Source organism: Pseudomonas sp. 2957 (assembly GCF_031456345.1).
GTDB lineage: Bacteria > Pseudomonadota > Gammaproteobacteria > Pseudomonadales > Pseudomonadaceae > Aquipseudomonas > Aquipseudomonas siliginis.
The window spans coordinates 510,430-534,530 of sequence record NZ_JAVDUL010000002.1 but is presented as its reverse complement, the minus strand read 5'-3'; the positions used below and the strand labels follow the sequence as shown (position 1 = coordinate 534,530).

Genomic DNA, 24,101 nt, shown 5'->3' with positions numbered 1-24,101 from the left:
AAAGAGTTGGCAGGTTCGGCAGTCGAAAGCTCAGCGTATCTAGAAGTGCGGTGTGTGGCTTCTTTCGGGAATGGTCGGCAGCGAAATCGAGACCGGTGGCAACCTGTCGCTGATCAGCTAGGGCGACCAGCATTACCGGTGGCCCTAGCTGATCAGCGACAAGGGCTTCGTCCTCGATAGCGGCGGCGCCATCACCTTCGAAGGGGTGGAGGATCTGCATGACGAGAGTCACACCAAAACCAATAACAACGCCGCGTGGGTCTCGGCCAAAGGTCTGGGGCAACACCGACGAAACCCTGCGACAGACCCAGATGATTTCCATAGGCAACATTGTCCTGGAGATAAACGGGGACAGACCACCTTTCAATTCGCGTCGAGCTTATAAAGCGATGGTGACCTGAAGCTCGATGCCGGTCGCGACATCAACGTCGTCGCCAGCACCGCCGAAGCCACCGGCAAACTCACTGCGGAGGCCAAGCGCGACATCAACATGTCCTCGGCCGGTGATGAACACAACGTCGAAACCCATAGCAAGGACGGCAAGAAACGTGTCCATGAACAGGATGACCACACTGTTCAGAAAGCAGCTGAGTTCATCGCCGGCGGCGACGTAAAAACCAGTTCCGGCCGTGACACCACACTGGTCGCGAGCAAAATCAGCGCAGGCAATGAAGCCTACGTCTACGCCGGTAACGACCTCAGTCTTCTGGCCGCGCAGAACAAGGACCACACCCTCTACGACATGAAGGAGAAGGGCGGTTTCGGCAACCTGAAACTCCAGCGCGACGAAGTCACCCAGGTCACCCACGTCGGCAGCGAAATCAAGACCGGCGGCAACCTGTCTCTGGTCAGCCAGGGCGACCAGCATTACCAGGTGGCCAAACTCGACAGCGGCAAGGACATCCTCCTCGACAGCGGCGGCGCCATCACCTTCGAAGGGGTGAAGGATCTGCATGACGAGAGCCATACCAAAACCAACAACAACGCGGCGTGGGTCTCGGCCAAGGGTCGCGGCAACACCGACGAAACCCTGCGGCAGACGCAGATGATTGCCAAGGGCAACATCGTCCTGAAAGCGGTCGATGGGCTGAAGATTGATATCAAGGATGTGAGTCAGGAGTCCGTCAGCCAGACCATTGATGCGATGGTCAAGGCTGATCCGCAACTGGCGTGGTTGAAGGATGCGGAGGCTCGGGGAGATGTTGATTGGCGGCGCGTGAAGGAGATTCACGAGTCGTTTAAATACAGCAACTCGGGGCTTGGCCCGGCTTCGCAGATGATTATTGCGATCGTGATGGCTGCCTTTGTCGGGCCTGCTGCGTTCGCTTCGCTAAGCGCGAGCATGGGCACCGCCTGGGCCGCAGGCCTCGCCGCTGTGGCAACAGGTGCAGCCACAAATGCCACGACCAGTTTTATCAATAACGGCGGAAACCTTGGAGCGGTTTTCGCGGACGTTACTTCATCCGATGCACTGAAGGGCTATGTGATTTCCGGAGTGACAGCCGGATTGATGGCCGAATACCTGAACCAGCTGACGGGTATGAAATACGATCCGAATACCGGAAAGCTGCTCGGCCCGTCGTTAGCCACGTGGGAGGGCGTCGGTAGATTCGCTGGAAGCCAAATCATCCAGGGTGGCACTTCCGCGCTGATCACCAAGGCAGTCGGCGGCGATGCAAGTGCCGGTGACGTTCTGAAGACGGCTCTGTTCAATACCGTCGCGGCGTTCAGCTTCAACATGGTGGGCGATCTCACGCAGGGCGTTCTGGATGATGGCTCAGCGGGCAAAATCATCATTCATGCGGCGGTGGGTGGGCTGTTGTCGGAGATGACCGGCGGGGATTTTGCGACAGGCGCGTTGGCGGCTGGTGCGAATGAAGCGCTTGTTGGTGAGATGAACAAATGGTTCAAGGGCAATCCTGAGTTGTTGCTCATGGGGTCGCAGATTGTGGGGGTGCTCTCCGCAACTGCGCTGGGCAATACTGATCAAGAGTCATTGGAAAATGCTTCTTGGGTTGCCAACAACGCGACACAGTACAACTTCCTGAATCATCAGGATGTAAAAGACCTCGAGAAAGCGCTTAAGGAGTGTAAAGACAACTGTGATGCTGTTCGAGCTGAGTTTGCCAAGCGTGATGCGGATAACACGGCGCGGCTCAATAACTGTTGGGCGACCGGCGATTGCGCGCAGATCAAGGCTGAGATTGATGAAGGCTCTCTTGCATTAAATAAACTTTGGGAAAATGACAAATCGGGGATCACAGATCAATTCCTTCATAGCAATATCGCCGACTCGACCAACGCTAGGACGCGAGCGGTCCTCGACCACCTTCCGAAAGGGGATCCTGCTAATGCGGTGAAATTGTTGGCTGCAGCGGGAATTATTGCTCTTGCGCCGGAAGCGATTGGTTTGCTTGGACAGTTGGCCACGAGAGGTGCAGCTACTTGTGCAGCAAACCCAGTGCTGTGCGCGAACGAAGTCGCGATCTGGACCGCTGAGGCAGGAATGTCGGAGGCACTTCCCGTGGGGTTAGGGGCCGCAGCAGGTGGGGCCGCAGCCAAGGAACTGAGTGATCTCCGCGGTTTGATGGAGATCGAAGCGAAAACTGGGGCTAAGCTAACGGCTGAGCAGATTGCGGCAGTCGTTAGGCCGGCAGCGATAGGTTCAGAGGGGGCAGCCACCGTTGGAGGTCAGGCAACCTCTACATTTTTGAAAGATTTTGGCGAGAAAGTTCTTAGTCATAACACCCAGATCGGCGTGCGTAATAGTAAGGCGGGGACGATTTCTGGTGCTCATAACAGCGATGCCTTCCTGGAGTCGGTTGAAAAAACAGGGGCAAAAATCTCCAACAAAACTACGGATGTCCGTTATCCTGGCCTTGTGGAGTATAGTTATCAGTTGCCTAAAACTAACACTCGGGGCGAGTTGGTCGGTGGATACAAGTCCAAATCTACCAAAACAACTTATGATTCGAAGATTCTGTCAGATATCAAGGTGGCTGATATGTCGAGCAGGGCGGCAGTCGAAGCTGGCTCTTTGTTCAGAACTAATCCAGCCACGAGGGAGGCCAGTATCAAAGTTGATGGTTATTACTTTCAAGTGACGCGTGATAGCAAAACTGGAGATATAACAAACTCATTTATTACTATGCCGCCGAGGACGAAATAATGGCTGATTTGGTTTGGTTAGAGGTTCTCAAGGAATCATTTTCTTCAACTGACGCAGATTATGAGGGTCTTTACGAGTTAATTGAGGCTTCTATCGTAAGAGGGAGGACTAATTTTCCTGCGTTCATCTACGACGCTTCGCAGGGACATGGGTTCTCAGTGGCTGAAGGTTTTTTTTACTCGCTTGATCAGGATTGGGACGATCCAGAAGAATTCAATGAGGTAAGTTTCTTCTTGGGGGAAGCGTTAACTTCTAGCATACCTGTGGCTGACTACGTTTCTCTGATGAAAATTGCAGCTGATGTTTATTCTGCTTACTTTCCAGATGAACGCGATGGAGTTCAAAGGTCTGCTGAAAGATTAGAAAAGCGTTATTCACAACAAATGGAGGAGATAAACGGGGACAGACCACCTTTCAATTCTCGTCCAGCGTAAAAGCGGTGGCGACCTGAAGCTCAATGCCGGTCGCGACATCAACGTTGTCGCCATCGCCGAAGCTACCGGCAACCTTACCGCCGAGGCCAAGCGCGATATCTCCCTGTCTCGGCCGGTGATGAACACAACGTCGAAATCCACAGCAGGCACGGCAAGAAACGCGTCCATGAAGAGGACGACTACTCTTTTCAGGAAGCTGCTGATTCATCGCCGGCGGCGACGCAAATACCAGCCCGGACCTCGACACCACACTGGTCGCGGGGAAGATCTGCACAGGCAACGAAGCCTACGTCTACGCCGGTAATGATCTGAACCTGCTGGCCGCGCAAAACAAGGGCCGCACCCTCTACGACATGAAGGAGTAAAACGTGTCTGTCCGCCGTTTTCTCAAGTAAGGTGATTGGAACAAACGTCTGATGCGCTCCAATCTCGACAATCAAAATAAATGTTCGGGATGGTGGGATCCAGACTGCGTTCTCGTACTGGTTAGGAATGGTTATGAGCAGTGGCGGCACGATAATAGAACGATTTGTGGCCCAAGAGTTGGACGACAGCGTTCGCTCTATTTTGAAAAACGCCTTTGATGAGCGGGTTTGCTCAGAGAGCATTCTGTTCAGGGCGTTCGAGTTTAATTGCTTTGACGTTTCTTTAGACTTTGAAAAAGGCATCGTCACATTGCAAGATGTACTCTCCGCTAGAGAAAGTAGCGTTCTTGATATACCGATACGTGATTTTATCTCTGCTTGTGGTTTGAATGTCTCTTGTAAATTGTAGAGGCCTAGATGTGATCTGACACCGGCCTAGCACCCAGATAAACGGGGACAGACCACGTTTAAAACGCATTCCAAAACGTGATCTGTCCCCGTTTCCCCGAGTCGGCGCAACATATTGAAGATGCCATCGGGGGGTAAATGGGGACAGACCACGTTTAGAAAGCACTCTGAAAACGTGGTCTGTCCCCGTTACCTCTCTACCGCAGTGGAGTTTGTGCCAAAATGGACGCGAAACAGCTCGGGTCAGATCGATGCTTTTACCTCTCCCGCAGAAGCAATAAAAATGCTTGAAGTCAATGGTTATAGCAGGACATTCTCACAAGACGGAAAAGTTTCAATATTGACCAAGGGAGATAGGACCTATAGGTTCTATCCAGAGTCGACGTCGACTAAAGAACCAACTGCATCGCTGGATATTGCAGGTATCAAAAAAACGATTGTCAAAATCCGATTCAAGGGTAACTAAATGAGCCTCACCAAACTCGAACATCAAGAGCTAAATCAGATAACCGCGATGTTATCGAATCGTCTTGAACTGAATAAAGATTTGCCCGAAATGGTTTTTCGAGATTCAGGATTAGAGTTTTATTTTTTTGAGAGGCCTCTTTTGAGCAATGTTGATGTACTCGATAGTTTGCTCTGTTCTAGCTTTAAAGTTTTTTCGACGAGTGCGTTTGCCCTGTTCGATGCGCCGCTGGCTAGCACTTGTTATCTTTTTGATGGGGAGAATACTCAAGAAGATGTTGAGGAGTTAAGCGTGGGGTTTCGAGATTTTTTCAAGGGTACAGTAAATTATCCGGTTGTCATGGGTAATGTGAGTTTTGATTGGCTATTGTTTGAAAGTGCTTGCGAAGAGTACGGTGTGCTGGCTTTCGATTCACGGCATGCTTCTAGTGAGTTTTCTGAGTGTTTAAGCTGCAACTTGATCAGCTCTGCAGAGTTTCAGAGTCTTAGAGGTTACGATAAAGCCTTGGATAAAATAATTGCAGCTTTTCATGCCTATTTTGAAAAAATATAGATTGTGAATAGTTTTCCTTTCGTGAGGTGGAACAAATAAATCGCTCTTCGCGTTATACATTTCATACGGATCCTCATACTCATACCTACCAGTACGGGCCGGGCAAGGGTGGCAATGGACAACATACGAGGATCAACCACTGAGCAATCTCAAAGCACTGAATGGCTTTCTACGTGAATACGTTTATGTGGAAAGTCTTCATCTGGATTCCGAAGATGGACTTAGCGGTTACAACCTGTTGATGACGCTGGCGAAGTCTGCGGATCCTGGAGCAGCGACTATCGCGGTCATATTTTTTAACGTGGGCGGTTTGAACGTGCGGGGATTTGGTGGTGGCTTGACACAGTTCATGGACCTTTGCGTGTCGCGGGTTGAAGGCGGACTGGATCGTATCCGGTATGAGCTGGTTGATGAGGAAGAAGAAAAAATAGCCTTCAACTTCCACTCCTTCAAAGTGCTCAGCGAGGACCGTGGCAGCGGCGAATAGGCTGCGAAAGCCAGGTTGCACAAGTCGATGCTGTTTCCAAAGAAACGCCCCGTCTGAAGCGGGGCGTTTTTTTTGGTTTAACCTGCGAAACCTTTAGCGAAACGCCGGCACCACATGCTTGATAAACAACTCCAGCGATTTCTTCTTCTCTTCATGCGGCAAGCTGTTGTCACACCAGAAGCTGAACTCATCCACCCCCAGTTCCTGGTAGTACTTGATCCGCAGAATGATCTCTTCCGGCGTGCCGATCATCGCGGTCTTGTGCAGGCTTTCCAGCTCAAACTCCGGACGTCCGGCAAACTTCTCTTCCGGGCTCGGCGCGAGGAAGCCATTGACCGGTGTCTGCTTGTTACCGAACCACGCATCAAAGGTGCGATAGAAACGTGAGATCGCTTTCGCGCCGACTTTCCAGCCGTCCGGGTCGTCGGCGGTGTGCACGTGGGTGTGGCGCAGTACCATCAATTGCGGACGCGGCACGTCTGGGTTGTTGTCCAGCGCGGTCTGGAATTTGTTCTTCAGGTCGAGGACTTCTTCGTCGCCTTTCATCAATGGCGTGACCATGACGTTGCAGCCGTTGGCGACGGCGAAGTTATGCGAGTCGGGGTCGCGGGCGGCGATCCACATGGGTGGGTTGGGCTTCTGGATCGGCTTCGGCACGCTGGTGGAGGTGGGGAATTTCCAGATGTCACCGTCGTGGGCGTAGTCGCCTTGCCACAGGGCGCGGACCACCGGGACCATTTCGCGCAGGGCCTGGCCGCCGCTGGAGGCGGGCATGCCGCCGGCCATGCGGTCGAATTCAACTTGATAGGCGCCGCGCGCGAGACCGACTTCCATGCGGCCGTTGCTGATCACGTCGAGCAGGGCGCATTCGCCGGCGACGCGTAGCGGGTGCCAGAACGGCGCGATGATGGTGCCGGCGCCGAGGTGGATGGTCGTGGTTTTCGCTGCGAGGTAGGCCAGCAGCGGCATCGGGCTTGGGGAGATGGTGTATTCCATGGCGTGGTGTTCGCCGATCCACACGGTGCTGAAACCGCCAGCCTCGGCCATCAGGGTCAGTTCGGTCAGGTCTTCGAACAGTTGGCGGTGGCTGACGCTTTCGTCCCAGCGTTCCATGTGTACGAACAGGGAAAATTTCATGACGCTACCTCGAGTCTTTTGTAATTGGCCGGTCGTGTGCGGGCCTGTCGAACTGACGTGAACGCGTTGCGCTCGCGAGTCTTCTCACCATTCAGGCACGCCTTCGAGGACGGCTGTTCGGTTGATTGAATATTGGTATACCATAATACGGAATATCCGCAAAATATTTCTGACCGACACTTCGAACAAGGAAGGCGCAAGCAATGAACATAAAACAAAAACTGACTCTGGCGTTTGCGGTAATCGCCAGCCTGCCGGTGTTGCTGGTGGCAGCGCTGATCATCCTCAATGTCCGCGAGGGCGCGCGCGACACCTTTACCGACAGCACCGGGCGCGAGGTGCGTCAGGTGGAAAACGCGATGCAGCTGTTCTTCGAGGGCATCAGCCAGAACGTTGCTTACTTGGCCGAGCATCCGCAACTGCAGAGCATCGACACCAGCCTCAAACGCTACCTGAGCAGCGACGCCGCGCAAGTGCCGATGGGGCCGCAGGATCAACAGCTGTTCAAGCTGTTCGACGGTCTGGCCAAGGCGCATCCGGCCTATACCTATCTGTCCGTCGGCACCGAGCAGGGCGGTTATCTGTTCTGGCCGGGCGATGCGAAGTTGGCGAACTACGATCCGCGCACCCGGCCGTGGTACAAAACCGCGATGGCCAACCCCGGCAAAACCTTGCGCACCGAGGCCTATTACTGGGCGGCGGATGACGTGGTGCTGGTGAGCACCGTGCGCAGTTTTAACAACCAGTTGGGCAGCAATGCCGGCGTGGTCAATATCGATGTGTCGCTCAAGCAGTTGACCGATCTGGTCAAGCAGATCCGCCTCGGCGAGAGCGGTTATCTGATGTTGATGGAAGCCAACAACACCGTGCTGGTGGACCCAAGCGATCCGGCGCACAACTTCAAGAAACTCAGCGATCTCGGCGACGGTTATCAGCAACTGGCCGAGGCGGGCAAAGGCCTGGTCGAGGTGCAACTGGCCGGCGAGGATTACATGGCGCTGGTCTGGCCCTCGCAGGCGTTGGGCTGGCGGTTTGTCGGCTTGGTCAAGGCGAGCGAAGTGATGGCGGGGGCGACGCGTTTGACCTGGCTGATCGGCGCTATCGCTGTGGTTTGCGCATTGTTGTTCGCGATGGCCGGCGCGTGGTTTGCCGGACTGATGGTCAAGCCGATTCGTGGTGTCGCCAGTGGTCTCGAAGGCATCGCGCAAGGCGAGGGCGATCTGACTGCGCGACTGGAAGTCCGTGGGCAGGACGAAACCGCGCAACTGGCCGGCTGGTTCAACCAGTTTCTCGAAGCGATTCGTACGTTGATTCAGCGCATCGGCCAAGCAGCGGGGCAGATTCACAGCAGCTCCGGCAGCGCCACCGAGGTCTCGGCGGAAATGGCCGACGTGGCTTCGCGTCAGCGTGAGGCGGTGGACATGGTTTCTACGGCGTTTCACGAAATGGTCGCCACTTCCAACGAGGTTGCGCGCTCGTGCAGTCAGGCGGCCGACTCGGCAGACAACGGTCAGCGTCAGGCTCACACCGGGCAGCAGCAGATCGACGCGGCGGTGAGTAATGTCGGGCGTTTGAGTCAGGAGATCGGCCACAGCGCCGAGTCGATGCAGCAACTGGAGCAGGACAGCAACGACATCCAGTCGATCCTCGGCACGATTCGCTCGATTGCCGAGCAGACCAATCTGCTCGCGCTCAACGCCGCCATCGAGGCCGCGCGCGCCGGTGAACAGGGCAGGGGCTTTGCCGTGGTCGCCGATGAAGTCCGGGCGCTGGCCAAACGCACCTCGGACTCGACCGGTGAGATTGACGCACTGCTGGGCAATCTGGCGCGGCGCACCCACCAGATGGGCAAGCAGATGCACGCCAGCCTTGAGGTGTCGCAGGAAACCGTGGTGTCGATCAACGAGGCGCGGGCGAGTTTTGAATTGATCCGTGAATCGGTCGACGTGATCCGCGACATGAACACCCAGATCGCCACGGCGGCGGAGGAACAGCATCAAGTGGCGGAGGACATCAATCGGCACATCAGCCAGATTCATGGTGATGCGCAGTTAGTGGCGAGCCTGGCGGATTCGACTCGCCAGGATGCGCAGAACCTGACGGCGTTGTCGCAGACGTTGAATCAGTTGGTGAGCCGGTTTAGGACCTGACACGGTCGCCCAGGCAACACCAAAACTTGTGGGAGCGAGCTTGCTCGCGAAGGCGTCGGGTCAGTCAAAAATGTAACAACTGACCCATCGCATTCGCGAGCAGGCTCGCTCCCACATGGATTTTCGGCGGATGTGAAAATCACGCCACAACCGGCAACGCACCCATCTTGCCGTGGCAATACACCAGCGGCCCGGCGACCTGCTCGGGGACGATCAGGTTCTTCACTGCGCCGACCATGATCGCGTGGTCGCCACCTTCGTATTCACGCCACAACTCGCACTCGATCACCGCCGTGGCATTGGCGAGGATCGGGTTACCCAGTTCGCTCAACGTCCACTCGATGCCCTGCGCCTTGTCCTTGCCTTTGCGCGCGAAGGCATAGGCCTCGCTTTGCTGCACGCTGGACAACAGGTGAATCGCAAAGCGTTTGTTCTTGATCAGTACGGGATAGGAGTCGGAGCTGTAGTTGGGGCAGAACAGCACCAGCGCCGGGTCCATCGACAGTGAGCTGAACGCGCTGGCGGTCAGGCCGACGATCTGACCGTCGTCGTCCAGCGTGGTGATAACGGTGACGCCGGACGGGAACGAGCCCATGACTTGTTTGTAAATGGCAGCATCGATCATTGGGTGGTCCTCGGGTGGTGTGACGCGGTTTTTATGGTTAGTAGGTCTGATGGTATACCGTAATACATATCTTGCAAGAGCTTTTCTGGTGAACCGATAAACGTGCCACTTTCGTCGGAAACTCAGTGTTTACGGGGCTTTCAGCTAGCCGGTCAGGGGTGGGATCAGCGAGGATAGCGGATCAGACAGCGACAGAATCAGCGGATCAGGCTTGTGCAAAGTTTGGAATACCATAATATGGTCTGCATCTGAGGGGCGACCCAAGAGTCCTCCCGGTTTGGCTTCATACAAAGATAAAAACAGACAAACTCGAGTTCATGCATATGTCCCAGATGTCCCGGCAAGATCCGTTGATCGAGAATCATACGGTCGATTACGTCCCACTCGCGGAACGCCACGGGAAGGCCCGCGATCTGTTCACTCTTTGGTTCAGCACCAACATTGCGCCACTGCCCATCGTCACCGGCGCCATGGTGGTCCAGGTGTTCCACCTCAATCTGTTCTGGGGGCTGCTGGCGATTGCGCTGGGGCATATGATCGGCGGCGTGGTGATTGCGCTGGCCTCGGCCCAAGGCCCGCGCATGGGAATTCCGCAAATGGTCCAGAGTCGCGGTCAGTTCGGTCGTTATGGCGCACTGCTGATCGTGTTCTTTGCGGCGCTCATCTACATCGGTTTCTTCATTTCCAACATCGTGCTGGCCGGTAAATCCATTGTCGGCATTGCGCCCTCGGTGCCAGTGCCGCTGAGCATTCTGATCGGCGCGCTGGCCGCCACCGCGATCGGTGTGATCGGCTACAACTTCATCCACACCCTCAACCGCATCGGCACCTGGGTGATGGGCGGCGCGTTGCTCGCCGGGTTCATCTACATCTTCGCCCATGACTTGCCGGCAGACTTCCTGACGCGCGGCAGTTTCAATCTCTCCGGTTGGCTGGCGACGGTGTCGCTAGGGATCATCTGGCAGATCAGCTTCTCGCCGTACGTCTCCGACTATTCGCGATATCTGCCAGCAGACATCGGTATCGCCAAACCCTTATGGGCGACGTATCTGGGCGCGACGCTGGGCACGATTCTGTCGTTCAGTTTTGGCGCGGTGGCAGTGCTGGCGACGCCGGAAGGCACTGAAGCGATGGCGGCGGTCAAGCAGTCTACCGGCTGGCTGGGGCCGATTCTGATGGTGCTGTTTCTGCTCAACATCATCAGCCACAACGCGCTCAATCTGTATGGCGCGGTGTTGTCGATCATCACCTCGATTCAGACCTTCGCCAGCCAGTGGACGCCGAGCATCAAGGTGCGCGTGGTGCTGTCGAGCGTGATCCTTGCCGGATGCTGCGTGGTCGCCCTCGGCGCTTCGGCGGATTTCATTTCCGAGTTCATTGGACTGATTCTCGCGCTGTTGCTGGTGCTGGTGCCATGGGCGTCGATCAACCTGATCGACTTCTACCTGATCAAGCGCGGCAACTACGACATCGCCTCGATCTTCCGCGCTGACGGCGGGATCTACGGGCGCTTCAACCTGCACGCGATCATTGCCTATTTCATCGGCATCATCGTGCAGCTGCCGTTTGCCAACACCTCGCTGTACGTGGGGCCGTACGCCAACTTGGTGGAAGGTGCCGACCTGTCCTGGCTGGTCGGTCTGGTGGTAACGGTGCCGCTGTATTACTGCCTCGCAACCCGTGGTCAGGCGCAGCAGAGCAGGGCGGCCAGGCTCGGCTATACCGACTGATCCCAACGGCAACACAGCAATGCCCGGCCCAGTGCCGGGCATTTTTGTGTGCGTATCTCGGCGGTCAAGCAAATTGGCCATATCGATCCCCTTTTGGCCTGCCGCCTACTGTCATCGCGCTACGCTGTCAGCAAGAATCGAAACCATAACAACAGGCTCGACCTTTTTTGCCCTTGGCTAGCGTTACTGCCACTGCCGTGTACAGAACATAAAAACCATCGATCTCACGTCGCATTCGGGGAAACAACCATGGTCACGATCAAACGCATTCTGGGCGCCACCGTGTGTGGCCTGACGCTGCTGGCCAGCGCCGTCCAGGCCGAGCAGCGCGAACTGCGGGTGTACAACTGGGCGGATTACATTCTGCCGTCAGTGCCCAAGGACTTCGCCGAGCAAAGCAAGATCAAAGTGACCTGGGATACCTTCGACACCAACGAATCCCTGGAAGCCAAACTGCTCACCGGCAACTCCGGTTACGACCTGGTGGTGCCGTCCAATCAGTTCATCGAAACCCAGATCAAGGCCGGCGTGTTCCAGAAACTCGACAAGTCGAAATTGCCGAACTGGCAGCACCAGGATCCGGCCCTGCTCAAATTGCTCGACGCCAACGACCCCGGCAACCAGTACGGCGTGCCGTACATGTACGGCACCGTGCTGATCGGCTTCAACCCGGCCAAGGTCAAGGCCGCCCTGGGCGAAAATGCGCCGGTAGACAGTTGGGATCTGGTGTTCAAGCCCGAGAACATGGAAAAGCTCAAGGCCTGTGGCGTGGCGATGCTCGATTCGCCGTCGGAGATCCTGCCGCTGGCCCTGCATTACCTCGGCCTCGACCCGAACAGCCAAAACCCGGCGGACTATGAAAAGGCCAAGGCCTTGATGATGAAGATTCGCCCTTACGTGACCTACTTCAACTCGGCCAAGTACATGACCGACATTGCCAACGGCGACATCTGCGTGGCGATCGGTTATTCCGGCAGCTTCTACCAGTTCGGCAATCGCGCCAAAGAGGCGGGCAATGGCGTGGTGGTCGACTGGCGTTTGCCGAAGGAGGGCGCGCCGATCTGGTTCGACACGTTCGCCATTCCGAAGAGCGCGAAGAACGTCGCCGAGGCCCACGAATTCCTCAACCACTTGCTCGACCCGAAAGTGATCGCACCGATCAGCGATTTTCTCGGTTACCCAAATGCCAACAAGGACTCGATGCCGCTGGTCAACAAGGACATCACCGACAACCCCAACCTGACCCCGACCAGCGAAGCGCTGAAAACCCTGTATGTGGTGCAGCCGTTGCCGCAGAAAATGGAGCGGGTGCGCACGCGGGTGTGGACCAGTATCAAATCCGATAAATAAGAGCATCGCACTTCAAATGTGGGAGCGAGCCTGCTCGCGAAAGCGGGGTGTCATTCAACTCCTATGTTGAATGATCCGGCGTATTCGCGAGCAGGCTCGCTCCCACAGGTAGGGTTGTGTGGTGTCATTCGGTGCGGCGTTCAGCCTCGCGGCTGGTCGCCAGACTCAACAGCACCGACCCTAGAATCACCGACCCGACGATTGCCAGCGACCATTCCACCGGCATGTGGAACCACGGCATCAGCACCATCTTGCCGCCGATGAACACCAGTACGATCGCCAAGCCATACTTGAGCAGGTGAAAGCGATCAGCCATGTCCGCCAGCAGGAAGTACAGCGCGCGCAGGCCCATGATCGCGAAGATGTTCGAGGTGAAGACAATGAACGGGTCGGTGGTGACGGCGAAGATCGCCGGGATGCTGTCGACCGCGAACATCAGGTCGCTGGCCTCGATCAGCACCAGCACCAGGAACATCGGTGTTGCCCAGCGAACGCCGTTCTGCAGGATGAAAAACTTCTCGCCGTGAAAGCCACTGGTGATGCGCATATGCCCGCGAACCCAGCGCAATATCGGATTCTTTTCCAGATCCGGTTGATGATCAGCGAACACCAGCATCTTGATCCCGGTGATGATCAGGAACACACCGAAGGCATACAGCAGCCATTCGAACTGCGACACCAGCCACACCCCGGCAAAAATCATGATCGCGCGCATGACAATCGCGCCGAGCACGCCGTACAGCAGCACCCGCCGCTGCAATTCCGGTGGCACGGCGAAGTAGCTGAAGATCATCACGAAGATGAACATGTTGTCGATCGACAGGGACTGCTCGATCAGATAACCGGTGAGAAATTCCAGGGTTTTCTGTCGGGCGATTTCACTGCCGAATTCGCCATGCAGATACCACCAGAGCAACCCGGCGAAGCTCAGCGCCAACAGGCACCAGGCAACCACCCAGGCCGACGCTTCCCGCACCGACACCCGGTGCGCCTTGCGCCCACCGAAGACAAACAGGTCCAGGGCCAGCATGGCCAGAACGAAGATGATGAAGGCACCCCACATCCAGGGTTCGCCGATGTTGATGTTCGTGGCAGGCATGGCACGCTCCCTGTCTTTTTATTTGCAGCAAGCACATCTCCTGTGGGAGCGAGCCTGCTCGCGAATGCGATGGAACAGCGAAGTTGAGGTTGCTGACCCACCGCGTTCGCGAGCAGGCTCGCTCCCACAGGGATCATCTTCTCTTCTCGATCAAAGTCAGACGGGGCCATGCTAGCGACGGATCTGGAGCAAAGAAAAATCGTTTATTTCTGACTGACAGTTCGGCAAAAACGAAGTGTCAGCGGAAAAACTCCCCCGGCGTCTCGCCAAACTGCTGACGAAATGCGGCGATAAACGCCGAGGTCGAGTCGTATCCACAAGCCAGCGCAACATCGGTCACACGCTCGCCTTTTTCCAGCGGGGTCAGGGCGCCAAGCAAGCGCAGGCGCTGGCGCCAGGCGCGGAAGGTCAGGCCGGTGTCGCGCAAAAACAGCCGTGTCAGAGTCTTTTCGGTGACACCGAATTTTTCGCTCCAGTGGCTCAGCGTGGTCTGCTGCTCCGGGTGTTGCTCCAGGCTCTGATAGATCTGCTTCAGGCGCGGGTCTTGCGGCAGCGGCAGCATCAGGTCGATGGTCGGTGCGTCGGCGAGTTGATCGAGGATCACCTCGGCCAAGCGTCCGTCAGGGCCACTCTCGTCGTATTCCACCGGGACCTGACTGAAGGCGCGAATCAATTCCCTGAGCAGCGCGCTGACGCCGAGCACATGGCAATGCTCAGCCGCCCAACCGGTGACGCTGCTATCGATGTACAGGCTGCGCATTTCCGTATGCGGTGCGCTGAACACCCGGTGCGGCTCGCCGGCCGGAATCCACACCGCACGTTCCGGCGGCGCGACAAAACGGCCGGCGCTGGTCTGCACTTCGAGCACGCCCTGAATCGCATAGGACAACTGCACCCACGGATGACTGTGGCGGCGGGTGAGGGCGCGATTGGGCAGCGATTCGGTGCGTCCGTACACCGGGCGCGGCAGGCTGGGCAACCCGGGAACACTGCGGCGGACGCTTTTGCTATGTCCTTTAGGCGGCATCTTGCGGCTCTTCGGCGTTAGTCGGTAATTGCCAGTCACGTTAGAGTCGTCGGTACGCACTGGCAACCCCCGGATGAATCTCATGACGCGCCCACGTTTTCTGCCCGATAACTTCACGCTGACCTTGATCGGCGTTGTGCTGCTGGCGAGCTTCCTGCCGGCCAGCGGCCAGGTCGCGGTCGGCTTCGGCTGGCTGACCAACATCGCCATCGCCCTGCTGTTTTTCCTGCACGGCGCCAAGCTGTCGCGCGAATCGATCATCGCCGGCGCTGGCCACTGGCGTCTGCATCTGCTGGTGTTCGGCCTGACCTTCGTGCTCTTCCCGATTCTCGGTCTGGCGCTGAAACCGCTGTTGTCACCGCTGATCGGTGATCAGCTGTACATGGGCATGCTCTACCTCTGCGCATTGCCCGCCACCGTACAGTCGGCGATCGCGTTCACTTCGCTGGCGCGAGGCAATATTCCGGCGGCGATCTGCAGTGCGGCCGCGTCCAGTCTGTTCGGGATTTTTCTTACGCCGCTGCTGGTGACTTTGCTGCTCAACGTCCACGGCGACGGCGGCTCGACCCTCGATGCGATCGTGAAGATCAGCGTGCAATTGCTCCTGCCGTTCATTGCCGGGCAGATCGCCCGCCGCTGGATCGGCGCGTGGGTAGGGCGCAACAAGAACTGGCTGAAATTCGTTGATCAGGGTTCGATTCTGCTGGTGGTGTACGGCGCATTCAGCGAAGCCGTCAACGAAGGCATCTGGCAGCAGATTCCGTTGTTCGAGTTGCTCGGCCTGGTGGTGGTCTGCTGCATCCTGCTGACGCTGGTTCTGGTGGCATCAATTCTGTTGAGCAAAGCCTTCGGCTTCAATCAGGAAGACCGCATCACCATCCTGTTCTGCGGCTCGAAAAAGAGCCTGGCCACCGGCGTGCCGATGGCGCAGGTGTTGTTCGCCGGCAGCACCATCGGCGTGCTGATTCTGCCGCTGATGCTGTTCCACCAGATTCAGCTGATGGTCTGCGCGGTGCTGGCGCAGCGCTATGCGAAACGGCCGGAGTCGGTGCCGGATCTGATGGCGCAGGTTGATCCATAAAAGGGTTCACAGACCCGAATACTTGACCGCCGCTGCCGCCCGCGTCGGCACGTCCAGCGTGCGCAACAACGAAGACACATGGATCCTCACCGTGAACGGCGAAATATCCAGTTCACGGGCAATTTCCTTGTTGGTCTTGCCTTGCGCAATCAACCGCAGCACGTCCTGCTGACGCGGCGTCAGCGCCGTCGTAGTTTCCAGCGGCAACAAGCCGGACGGCGCCGACTTCACCAGCACCTCACCTTCACGGATCGCCAGAATCGCCTGGCCAATTTCATCCGGCGCAATGTTCTTGCCGATAAAACCGTCAATGCCCGCCGCCATGACTTCACTGATCAGCGTCTGATCGTCAACCATCGACACCACGATCAGCGTGGTGCGCGGCAATCGTTGGCGCAAGTCGGCGAGTTGAGTGATGCAGGTCAGTCCGGGAAAACGCAGATCGAGCATCAGCGTGTCCGGCTCGTCGCCCTGTGGCAGCAGCTTGAGCACCGCGTCGAAGTCGCCAGCCTCGCAGGTATCCGCATCGGGCAGCAAGCGCTGCACGGTGCGCAGCATCGCCTCGCGAAACAGCGGGTGATCGTCGGCTATGATGATCCGGCACGTCATGACGCGACCCTCCCTGGGTCAGGCGTGATTCAAGGCCTGCACCTTAGCACTGGACGCGAAGGTTGCCTGTAGGCTGCTTCCGAAACTGACGATTGCTGCACAAGGACGTTTACCATGAAGTTCGAAAAAAATACCGAACTCGACCAGGCCAACCTGCGCATTATCATCGCTGCCATTGCGGTGGTTTACATGGTCGTGCTGGGTTTTCTGCCGGGCCATCGCTTCGATACCTACCTGCCGGTCATCACTTACATTGTCTTGTTTCTGCTGGCTTCGATCGCGTTCCGCCAAGCCATTGCGCGTTGGCCCGGGCATTATCCGGCGCGGCGGATTTTTGCCATGGTCCACGATTACACCGGCACCTGTTTTGGACTGGTGATCGGCGGCGAAGCGGCGCTGCCGTTGTATGCGGTGATGGTCTGGGTCAATCTCGGCAACGGCATGCGCTACGGCTCGCGCTATCTGGCAATCGCCACCGGCCTTGCATTGGTGGCGCTGCTGGTGGTCTATCGCCTGACGCCGTATTGGCAGGCGCAGCCGTTCATGGTGCTGATGCTGCTGATCACCAGCACGGTGATTCCGTTTTATGCGCACTTGCTGCTTGAGCGCACGCGCAAGGCGTCGGAAGAAGCGCTGGCGGCTAACCTGGAAAAGTCGCGGTTTCTGGCGCAGGCCAGTCATGACTTGCGTCAGCCAATTCATTCCATCGGACTGTTTACCGCGTGTCTGCGAGAGTCGCGCCTGGGCGATGACGAGCGGCGGCTGGTCGATAACATCGACCGCTCACTGCTCAACGTCTCGCAATTGTTCCGCTCGATTCTCGACCTCTACACCCTCGATAACGGTCGGATCGAAGCGAAAATGCAAACGCTGAATCTCGGTGAATGGCTTGCGGATCTGATACGCCAACACCAGGAAGCGGCCCGTTGGGCAGGCGTCGAGCTGCGGCTGCGACCGTGCAACCACTGGGTCAGAACCGACCCGGCGCTGCTCGCGACCATGGTGCAGAACGTGCTCTCCAACTGCTTCAAATACGGCGCGCAACGACCCGTGCTGATCGGCGTGCGTAGACGTGGGGCAGGGCTGGCCATCGTCATCCATGACCGTGGCAACGGCATTGCCGAAGAGCATCTGCACAAGGTTTTCGAGGAGTTTTATCGGGTACGGCAAGTGCGCGACAAAGATGTCGAGGGCGTCGGGCTGGGCCTGTCGATCATCAAGCGTCTTGGTGAACTGATCGATGTGCACGTTGCTCTGCGTTCACGGTTGGGACGCGGCACCGCTGTGACGCTTGCGGGGTTGCCGATCGTGGCGGCGCCGCAGTCACCGGTGGTTCGCAGTGAAGCGCGGCAGGCAGGTTTGTTGACCGGGCTGAAGGTGTGTCTGGTCGAGGATGACCGCAACGTGTTGCTCGCGACTTCGGCGTTGCTCGAACGCTGGGGCTGCGTGGTGCAGGCCGAGTGGTCGGCTGAAGGCCTGGTCACCGACTGCGACATCATCGTCGCCGACTATGACCTGGGCACTCACGCCACTGGCATCGAATGCATTGACGAAGTGCGCAGGCGGCGCGGTTGGGCAGTGCCGGCGATGATCATCACCGGGCATGACGTCGAGAAGATTCAGGCTGCCTTGCATGACCGGCAGATTGCGATTCTGTCGAAACCTGTGCGCCCGGCCGAGTTACGCGCGACGTTGCGCGCCCTGCGTGATCGACAAGGCGCAGCGGTTGAACAGATGCTGTAAAGGCCGATGTAAACGGGCGGCTCAGGAGCTCGCCCGTTATTTCGCGGCGATTATTGTGGGCTGTTGAACTGGTCGGAATAGCTGCCGGTCATCAGCGCCGATGCCACGCGATCAGAACCGACTCCGACCCGGGAGTAGGCCACTCGGTTGACGCCGGTGCGGTCGGCCCCATCCGCTGCCAATGCTCCGGCACCGACGCGATCAGCGCCATCGGCAGCCACCGCGCCCGCGCCGACGCGATCAGCGCCATCGGCGGCCACCGCGCCGGCACCGACGCGATCAGCACCATCGGCAGCCACCGCGCCGGCGCCGACGCGATCAGCACCATCGGCAGCCACCGCGCCGGCACCGACACGATCAGCGCCATCGGCAGCCACCGCGCCGGCACCGACACGATCGGCGCCATCGGCAGCCACTGCGCCAGCGCCGACGCGATCAGCACCATCGGCAGCCACCGCCCCAGCACCAACATGATCAGCCCCATCCGAAGCCAACGCCTGCGGTTGCGCCGCCAAGACATTCGGCACCACAACGCTGGCCGCTACCGCAAGAAGCACGCCTGACAACAACTTGTATTTCATGGTTTTCTCCACGACCCAGCAGCCAGAATGCGATGAGATGTCGTCCGTTGCGTATGCCCGGAGCAGTTACTCATTGGCTTGGGTTTTACCTGGTTGGCGAAAGGCACGGGCACACCGAACGGCGTGCGGGTGTCGAGATAATTTTGATCGAGCCGATTGAGTATAGGATCGGCCTCGGGAACTGCCACGGCGGGGAGATCGACGGACAAAAAAAGACGAAGCCCGCATCGTGCGGGCTTCGTTGTGTGGAGCTGTTTACATTTTTGCCAGCGCCTGAGCCAGGTCGGCGCGCAGGTCTTCAACGTCCTCAACCCCAACTGACAACCGCACTGATCAGAGCCTTCAGCCACGACGTAGTTGAGCAATTCGCCAATCAACCACAGGCGTTCGACTCACTGGCTCGGCTCAAGCTAATTGGTGAGCGCAGGCCGAAGGCCGGAAACGTTTGGGATTGAAGCCCGAAAGGGTGAAACGGGCCGGCTGTTTGGCCTAGCTCAACGCGCACCGCGAAAGTCCGGCCCGCAGGGAACGTCAGATGGCACGATCGGCAGTAAGCCATCACTGATCGCATGCGACCATTGCAACGATGGCCTCAGCAACTTGAAGCACGAAGCTTGACACCTGTTTCCGGTCCCGCTGGCCGCTGAGATTAAACGCCTTCAATCGGGTGAGTGACCTTCCATTTTTCGGCAAAAGCTTTGCCTTGCTCGATTTGTTCGGGTGTCATTTTTTCAGAATATTCTTCTAATCTTTCCCGATCATACTCTTTATCAGACTCATCATTATCTAACCCTGCTAAAAGCAACGTAAGGCCATAAGCCTTCACCATATCAAATGGAAAGCCATAGTAATTTGGATTACTTGCATACTCTCGAGCAAGCAAACCGATGCCATTGCTGTCACCCGCCTTCGCAGACTCCTCTAGCCAATACCGGGAAATTGATAGGTCTCCGTTATCTTCATAAATGGAGGCTGCATAGGCAATCATTGCTTTTGGATAGCCATTTTCAGCCGCTCGCTTATACCACTTGTTGATTTCCTTGCGGCGCTGCCCAAACCACCAAAAAAATCCATCACCAGCTGAATAACTCTCGGCAAGCTGATATTGTGCGAATGAGTACCCTCCCTCTGCTGATTTAATCAGCATATTAAAGTCAGAATTGCCTACGTATAACAAATAGGCAGCTTCCATGTCACCGGAAGCAATTTTTTCTCGCGCAATCTTCTCAAATTCTGATTTCCACTCGCGCTGAGTTTTATCTCCCTTCGGGCAGTTCTCAACGATCGTGCATAATTTATCTCCATCATCAAGAGCCAGACGAAGTAGGGAGTTAAAATTTCCTTGATTAGCAGAATGTACTAGCCATTCGCGCGTATCTTCCACCCTGTGGTTTTTTGCATAACGAAGCTCATCCTGTAGATGAAACCACTCTCCTACAACATCCGACTTGGCTACCCAATCATTTAGTTCGCCTAGTTGTTGCAAATCATTTGAGGCAAATTTTTCCATTAAAGTTTTTCTGTACTCTTGATCCCATTCACCTCGGCTTTTTTCCCCTTTGGGACAAAATGAAGCAATAACACACAGCTTGACGTTGTGAGATAACTGATATAGGGAGAATAAATTGCCTTGATTGGCAGAAGCCACGAACCACTTTACAGATTCTTTCGAGTCTAGCGCTTCACTAAGTTCCATTTGTCGAAGTTGTTGCGCCAAATAAAATTGTGCTTCTGCATCGCCAGCCTCAGCGGCAATGCGCAATTCACGCTCTGCATTTTTCTCTTGTTTATATAATGAAATGCCGCGTTCCTTGGCTGCCTGCTGCTCCTGTGAAAGCACTGCCGATGCGGTGACTGAGTTAAATAAAAAAAGTAAACTTAAAATCGATTTGATTAGATTTTTATAATGATTCATTTTCTTCCCTGTGTAATTAACAAGCGAGCGCCGTATTCCATATGCTGTTTGACACCAAGCTGCGAAATGAGGTGGGCGAATGTTGCGACACTTGTGTTGTCGAGTTTGCGCAGCAGCACGGAGCTCTTCATTCGGCAGACTTGATGCCATTTTCAAAAAGACTTGTATGACAATAAAAACGAAAGATCGAAAGGCCACAGGGGGGTTCCCCGTGTGGCGACGGTATTTATCCCCGTTGGGCTGCGATGCAGCCCCCTTCAAAGAGTCACATTTTAGCCAAAGCCTGCGTCAAATCTTCCCGCAGATCCTCAACATCCTCAACCCCCACCGACAACCGCACCAGCCCATCGCCAATCCCCAGCTTCGCGCGAGTTTCCGGCGGGATGGTCGCGTGGGTCATGATCGCCGGATGTTCGATCAGGCTTTCCACGCCGCCCAGACTTTCCGCCAGTGCAAAGATCTGCACGTTCTCAAGAAAGCGCCGTGCGCCGGCCAGATCGCTGTTCAGATCGACGGAAATCATCCCGCCAAAGCCACGCATTTGCCGCTTGGCCAGTTCGTGCTGCGGGTGCGAGGTCAGGCCCGGATAGTAGACGCGTTTGACCTGCGGTTGCTGTTCCAGCCACTGCGCCAGATCCAGGGCGTTGCTGCAATGACGTTCCATGCGCAGCGCCAAAGTCTTCACCCCGCGCAGGGTGAGGAATGCATCGAACGGCCCGGAAATCGCCCCGACGGCGTTTTGCAGGAAACCGAGTTTTTCCGCCAGCTCGTCGTTCTGTCCGACCACGGCAATGCCGCCGATCACGTCGGAGTGGCCGTTGAGGTATTTGGTGGTCGAGTGCAGGACGATGTCGAAACCCAGCTCCAGTGGGCGCTGGATGTAGGGGCTGGCGAAGGTGTTGTCGGCCACGCAGATGATCCCGCGCGCGCGGCAGATGCGTGCAATGGCGGCCAGATCCGACAGGCTCAGCAGCGGGTTGGTCGGGGTTTCGACCATGACCATGCGCGTGTCGTCCTGCAGCGAGGCTTCGAACGCCGACAGATCGGTCAGGTCGACGAAGCTGAAACGGTGCCCGGCGCTGCGCTGGCGAACCTTGTCGAACAGGCGGAAGGTGCCGCCGTACAAGTCATTGCCGGAAACGATGTGTGAGCCGGCGTCGAGCAGTTCCAACACCGTGGAGATCGCCGCCAGCCCCGAGGCGAAGGCGAACGCGCGGGTGCCGCCTTCAAGGTCCGCAATGCAGCGCTCCAGGGCGAAACGCGTCGGGTTGTGCGAGCGGCCGTAGTCGAACCCCTTGTGCACGCCGGGGCTGTCTTGCAGGTAGGTGGAGTTGGCATAGATCGGCGGCATCAGCGCGCCGGTGGTCGGGTCAGGCTCTTGCCCGGCGTGGATCACCCGGGTGGCGAAGCCTTGGGATTTATCGTCGTGCTGACTCATGCAAGGGATCTCCGTAATTGGTTGAGCATGTCGGTGCGGGTGATCAGGCCATGGAAGCCGGAGGCGTCGGCGATGATCGCGACGAGGCCACGGCTGAGCACCGCTTCCAGCTCGGCCAGGGTCGCAGCCGGGGCGAGGGTTTGCAGTTTGTCGGTCATCACGCTGGACACTGACTGGCTGAAGCGCGCGGCATCTTCGTGGACGCCGAGGAGGATGTCGGACTCGTCGATCACGCCCACCAGTTGCTTGCCTTCGACCAGCACCGGCAGTTGCGAAACATCCGCCAGACGCATGCGCTGAAACGCAGTGAGCAGGGTGTCGTCAGGGCCGACGCTGATCACCCGGCCGTCCTCGAAACGCCGTGCGATCAAGTCGCGCAAGTCGCCGTAGCCTTTGCGTTGCAACAGGCCTTGATCGGTCATCCACTGGTCGTTGTAGACCTTCGACAGGTACCGCGTGCCGGTGTCGCAGACGAAGCTGACCACGCGTTTCGGCTCGGTCTGTTCGCGGCAATAACGCAGCGCGGCAGCGAACAGTGTGCCGGTCGATGAGCCGCCGAGAATGCCCTCGGCCTTGAGCAACTGGCGCGCGTGATCGAAGCTTTCCGCGTCGCTGATCGAGTAGGCGTGACGCACGCTGGAGAGGTCGGTGATCGACGGAATGAAGTCTTCGCCGATACCTTCGACCGCCCACGAACCGGGCGTCGGCAAGGTACCGTCGCGGCTGTATTGCGCCATCACCGAGCCGATCGGATCGGCGAGGACCATTTCCAGATCCGGTTGCACGCGCTTGAAGAAACGACTCAGCCCGGTCAGCGTGCCGGCCGAACCGACGCCGACGACAATGGCGTCCAGATCATGTTCGGTCTGCGCCCAGATTTCCGGCGCGGTGCTGCATTCATGGGCCAGCGGGTTGGCGGGATTGTTGAATTGGTCTGCGAAAAATGCGCCGGGAATGTCCTTGGCCAAGCGGGCGGCGACGTCCTGGTAATACTCGGGATGGCCCTTGCCGACGTCAGAACGAGTGATGTGCACTTCGGCGCCCATGGCCTTCAAGTGCAGGACCTTCTCGGTGGACATCTTGTCCGGTACCACCAGCACTACGCGATAGCCTTTGGCGCGACCGACCAGCGCCAGACCCAGACCGGTATTGCCGGCAGTGGCCTCGACAATCGTGCCGCCCGGTTGCAGGCGACCGTCACGTTCCGCAGCGTCGATCATCGCCAGACCGATACGGTCCTTGATTGAGCCGCCAGGGTTCTGCGATTCGAGTTTGAGAAACAGCGTGCACGGTCCGGTATCGAAGCGGGTGACCTGCACCAGCGGAGTATTGCCTATCAGCCCAAGCACGGCAGGGCGTGATTCCTTTGACATTTCTTCACCTCTTTATGGTGTTGACCGCGTTCCAATCGCGGGGAAAAGACTCGCGTGCAACTTAGGCGCAGACATCCCCTATCGCAACCTCTAATCCTTGGAAAATCCAGCCATTTGGATCTAACGATAGAACGAAAACTTGCATGTTGCCCTGACGTGTTCTGATCGTTCCCACGCTCCGCGTGGGAATGCAGCCTTGGACGCTCTGCGTCCCTACGGCCAGAAGATCCCAGCCTTCGACAGCTTCTACGGGGTGCCTGTGCATGAGTAGAACTTGTGATGATCTAGAATTTATTGAGTTTGTTTCATCAAGTCCGGTTCCCGACAATACCTGCCATCGAATAAGCATCTGGAGTTGTTTG

Annotated in this window: 18 protein-coding genes and 3 pseudogenes; 11 read left to right on the top strand and 10 right to left on the bottom strand. The window is 57.1% G+C overall.

Translation table 11 applies throughout. The features are described 5' to 3' along the window. Window positions 1-73: 73 nt before the first annotated feature. The 3 genes and pseudogenes from J2Y39_RS26455 to J2Y39_RS07875 all read left to right on the top strand — a co-directional run. A pseudogene (locus tag J2Y39_RS26455) lies at window positions 74-341 on the top strand (hypothetical protein); the annotation flags it as partial. A gap of 50 nt (window positions 342-391) precedes the next feature. Continuing rightward, a pseudogene (locus J2Y39_RS07880) lies at window positions 392-2,068 on the top strand (DUF637 domain-containing protein); the annotation flags it as partial. Window positions 2,069-3,168: 1,100 nt separating this feature from the next. Beyond that, the gene (locus tag J2Y39_RS07875; protein ID WP_016775049.1) at window positions 3,169-3,603 is read left to right on the top strand and encodes a hypothetical protein; all 435 of its coding nucleotides are present in this window, start codon (window positions 3,169-3,171) and stop codon (window positions 3,601-3,603) included. Window positions 3,604-3,791: 188 nt separating this feature from the next. Here J2Y39_RS07875 and J2Y39_RS07870 read toward each other — a convergent pair whose 3' ends face one another. Then, complete coding sequence (locus tag J2Y39_RS07870; protein WP_310216476.1) at window positions 3,792-4,271, bottom strand: hypothetical protein; 480 nt, start codon at window positions 4,269-4,271, stop codon at window positions 3,792-3,794. A gap of 571 nt (window positions 4,272-4,842) precedes the next feature. Here J2Y39_RS07870 and J2Y39_RS07865 point away from each other — a divergent pair. Further along, complete coding sequence (locus tag J2Y39_RS07865) at window positions 4,843-5,394, top strand: hypothetical protein (protein WP_056789325.1); 552 nt, start codon at window positions 4,843-4,845, stop codon at window positions 5,392-5,394. Window positions 5,395-5,581: 187 nt separating this feature from the next. After that, window positions 5,582-5,881, top strand: coding sequence for a hypothetical protein (locus J2Y39_RS07860; protein ID WP_310216472.1), 300 nt, complete (start codon window positions 5,582-5,584; stop codon window positions 5,879-5,881). A gap of 93 nt (window positions 5,882-5,974) precedes the next feature. Here J2Y39_RS07860 and J2Y39_RS07855 read toward each other — a convergent pair whose 3' ends face one another. Further along, the gene (locus J2Y39_RS07855; protein ID WP_310216469.1) at window positions 5,975-7,018 is read right to left on the bottom strand and encodes an LLM class flavin-dependent oxidoreductase; all 1,044 of its coding nucleotides are present in this window, start codon (window positions 7,016-7,018) and stop codon (window positions 5,975-5,977) included. A gap of 203 nt (window positions 7,019-7,221) precedes the next feature. On the opposite strand from J2Y39_RS07855, the pseudogene J2Y39_RS26450 reads away from it, so the two are divergent. Together J2Y39_RS26450 and J2Y39_RS26445 are read left to right on the top strand one after the other, a co-directional pair. Further along, window positions 7,222-8,262 (top strand): annotated as a pseudogene (locus J2Y39_RS26450) (cache domain-containing protein); the annotation flags it as partial. A gap of 138 nt (window positions 8,263-8,400) precedes the next feature. Further along, window positions 8,401-9,168 carry a methyl-accepting chemotaxis protein gene (locus J2Y39_RS26445; protein ID WP_370593578.1) on the top strand — a complete coding sequence of 256 codons (768 nt, stop codon included), beginning with the start codon at window positions 8,401-8,403 and terminating at the stop codon, window positions 9,166-9,168. Between the two features lie 139 nt (window positions 9,169-9,307). On the opposite strand, the gene J2Y39_RS07845 is transcribed toward J2Y39_RS26445, so the two are convergent. Next, entirely contained in the window at window positions 9,308-9,793 is a 486-nt protein-coding gene (locus tag J2Y39_RS07845; protein ID WP_016775037.1) for a flavin reductase family protein, read from the bottom strand. Window positions 9,794-10,116: 323 nt separating this feature from the next. Between J2Y39_RS07845 and J2Y39_RS07840 the strand changes: the two genes are divergently transcribed. Then, window positions 10,117-11,523 carry a cytosine permease gene (locus J2Y39_RS07840; protein WP_310216464.1) on the top strand — a complete coding sequence of 469 codons (1,407 nt, stop codon included), beginning with the start codon at window positions 10,117-10,119 and terminating at the stop codon, window positions 11,521-11,523. Window positions 11,524-11,772: 249 nt separating this feature from the next. After that, the gene (locus J2Y39_RS07835; protein ID WP_041480044.1) at window positions 11,773-12,873 is read left to right on the top strand and encodes a polyamine ABC transporter substrate-binding protein; all 1,101 of its coding nucleotides are present in this window, start codon (window positions 11,773-11,775) and stop codon (window positions 12,871-12,873) included. A 124-nt stretch (window positions 12,874-12,997) separates the two neighbouring features. Here J2Y39_RS07835 and J2Y39_RS07830 read toward each other — a convergent pair whose 3' ends face one another. Continuing rightward, window positions 12,998-13,972, bottom strand: a complete 975-nt coding sequence (locus tag J2Y39_RS07830; RefSeq protein WP_150635069.1) for a TerC family protein — start codon at window positions 13,970-13,972, stop codon at window positions 12,998-13,000. 238 nt (window positions 13,973-14,210) lie between these two features. After that, entirely contained in the window at window positions 14,211-14,999 is a 789-nt protein-coding gene (locus tag J2Y39_RS07825) for a helix-turn-helix transcriptional regulator (RefSeq protein ID WP_310217335.1), read from the bottom strand. 82 nt (window positions 15,000-15,081) lie between these two features. Here J2Y39_RS07825 and J2Y39_RS07820 point away from each other — a divergent pair, with 82 nt between their 5' ends. Further along, a complete protein-coding gene (locus J2Y39_RS07820; RefSeq protein ID WP_041480047.1) occupies window positions 15,082-16,080 on the top strand; it encodes a bile acid:sodium symporter family protein in 999 nt (332 codons plus the stop codon). Window positions 16,081-16,086: 6 nt separating this feature from the next. Here J2Y39_RS07820 and J2Y39_RS07815 read toward each other — a convergent pair whose 3' ends face one another. After that, window positions 16,087-16,689 carry a response regulator transcription factor gene (locus tag J2Y39_RS07815; protein ID WP_056789353.1) on the bottom strand — a complete coding sequence of 201 codons (603 nt, stop codon included), beginning with the start codon at window positions 16,687-16,689 and terminating at the stop codon, window positions 16,087-16,089. A gap of 114 nt (window positions 16,690-16,803) precedes the next feature. On the opposite strand from J2Y39_RS07815, the gene J2Y39_RS07810 reads away from it, so the two are divergent. After that, window positions 16,804-18,432 carry an ATP-binding protein gene (locus J2Y39_RS07810; RefSeq protein WP_310216459.1) on the top strand — a complete coding sequence of 543 codons (1,629 nt, stop codon included), beginning with the start codon at window positions 16,804-16,806 and terminating at the stop codon, window positions 18,430-18,432. A 50-nt stretch (window positions 18,433-18,482) separates the two neighbouring features. On the opposite strand, the gene J2Y39_RS07805 is transcribed toward J2Y39_RS07810, so the two are convergent. The 4 genes from J2Y39_RS07805 to J2Y39_RS07790 form a co-directional block, all read right to left on the bottom strand. Then, window positions 18,483-19,013, bottom strand: a complete 531-nt coding sequence (locus J2Y39_RS07805) for a hypothetical protein (RefSeq protein WP_310216456.1) — start codon at window positions 19,011-19,013, stop codon at window positions 18,483-18,485. A gap of 649 nt (window positions 19,014-19,662) precedes the next feature. Then, a complete protein-coding gene (locus tag J2Y39_RS07800; protein WP_052392202.1) occupies window positions 19,663-20,928 on the bottom strand; it encodes a sel1 repeat family protein in 1,266 nt (421 codons plus the stop codon). Between the two features lie 265 nt (window positions 20,929-21,193). Beyond that, a complete protein-coding gene (locus J2Y39_RS07795) occupies window positions 21,194-22,366 on the bottom strand; it encodes a cystathionine gamma-synthase (RefSeq protein WP_310216451.1) in 1,173 nt (390 codons plus the stop codon). Continuing rightward, the gene (locus J2Y39_RS07790; protein WP_095180209.1) at window positions 22,363-23,739 is read right to left on the bottom strand and encodes a pyridoxal-phosphate dependent enzyme; all 1,377 of its coding nucleotides are present in this window, start codon (window positions 23,737-23,739) and stop codon (window positions 22,363-22,365) included. The genes J2Y39_RS07795 and J2Y39_RS07790 overlap by 4 nt, the downstream gene beginning before the upstream one ends. Window positions 23,740-24,101 lie beyond the last annotated feature (362 nt).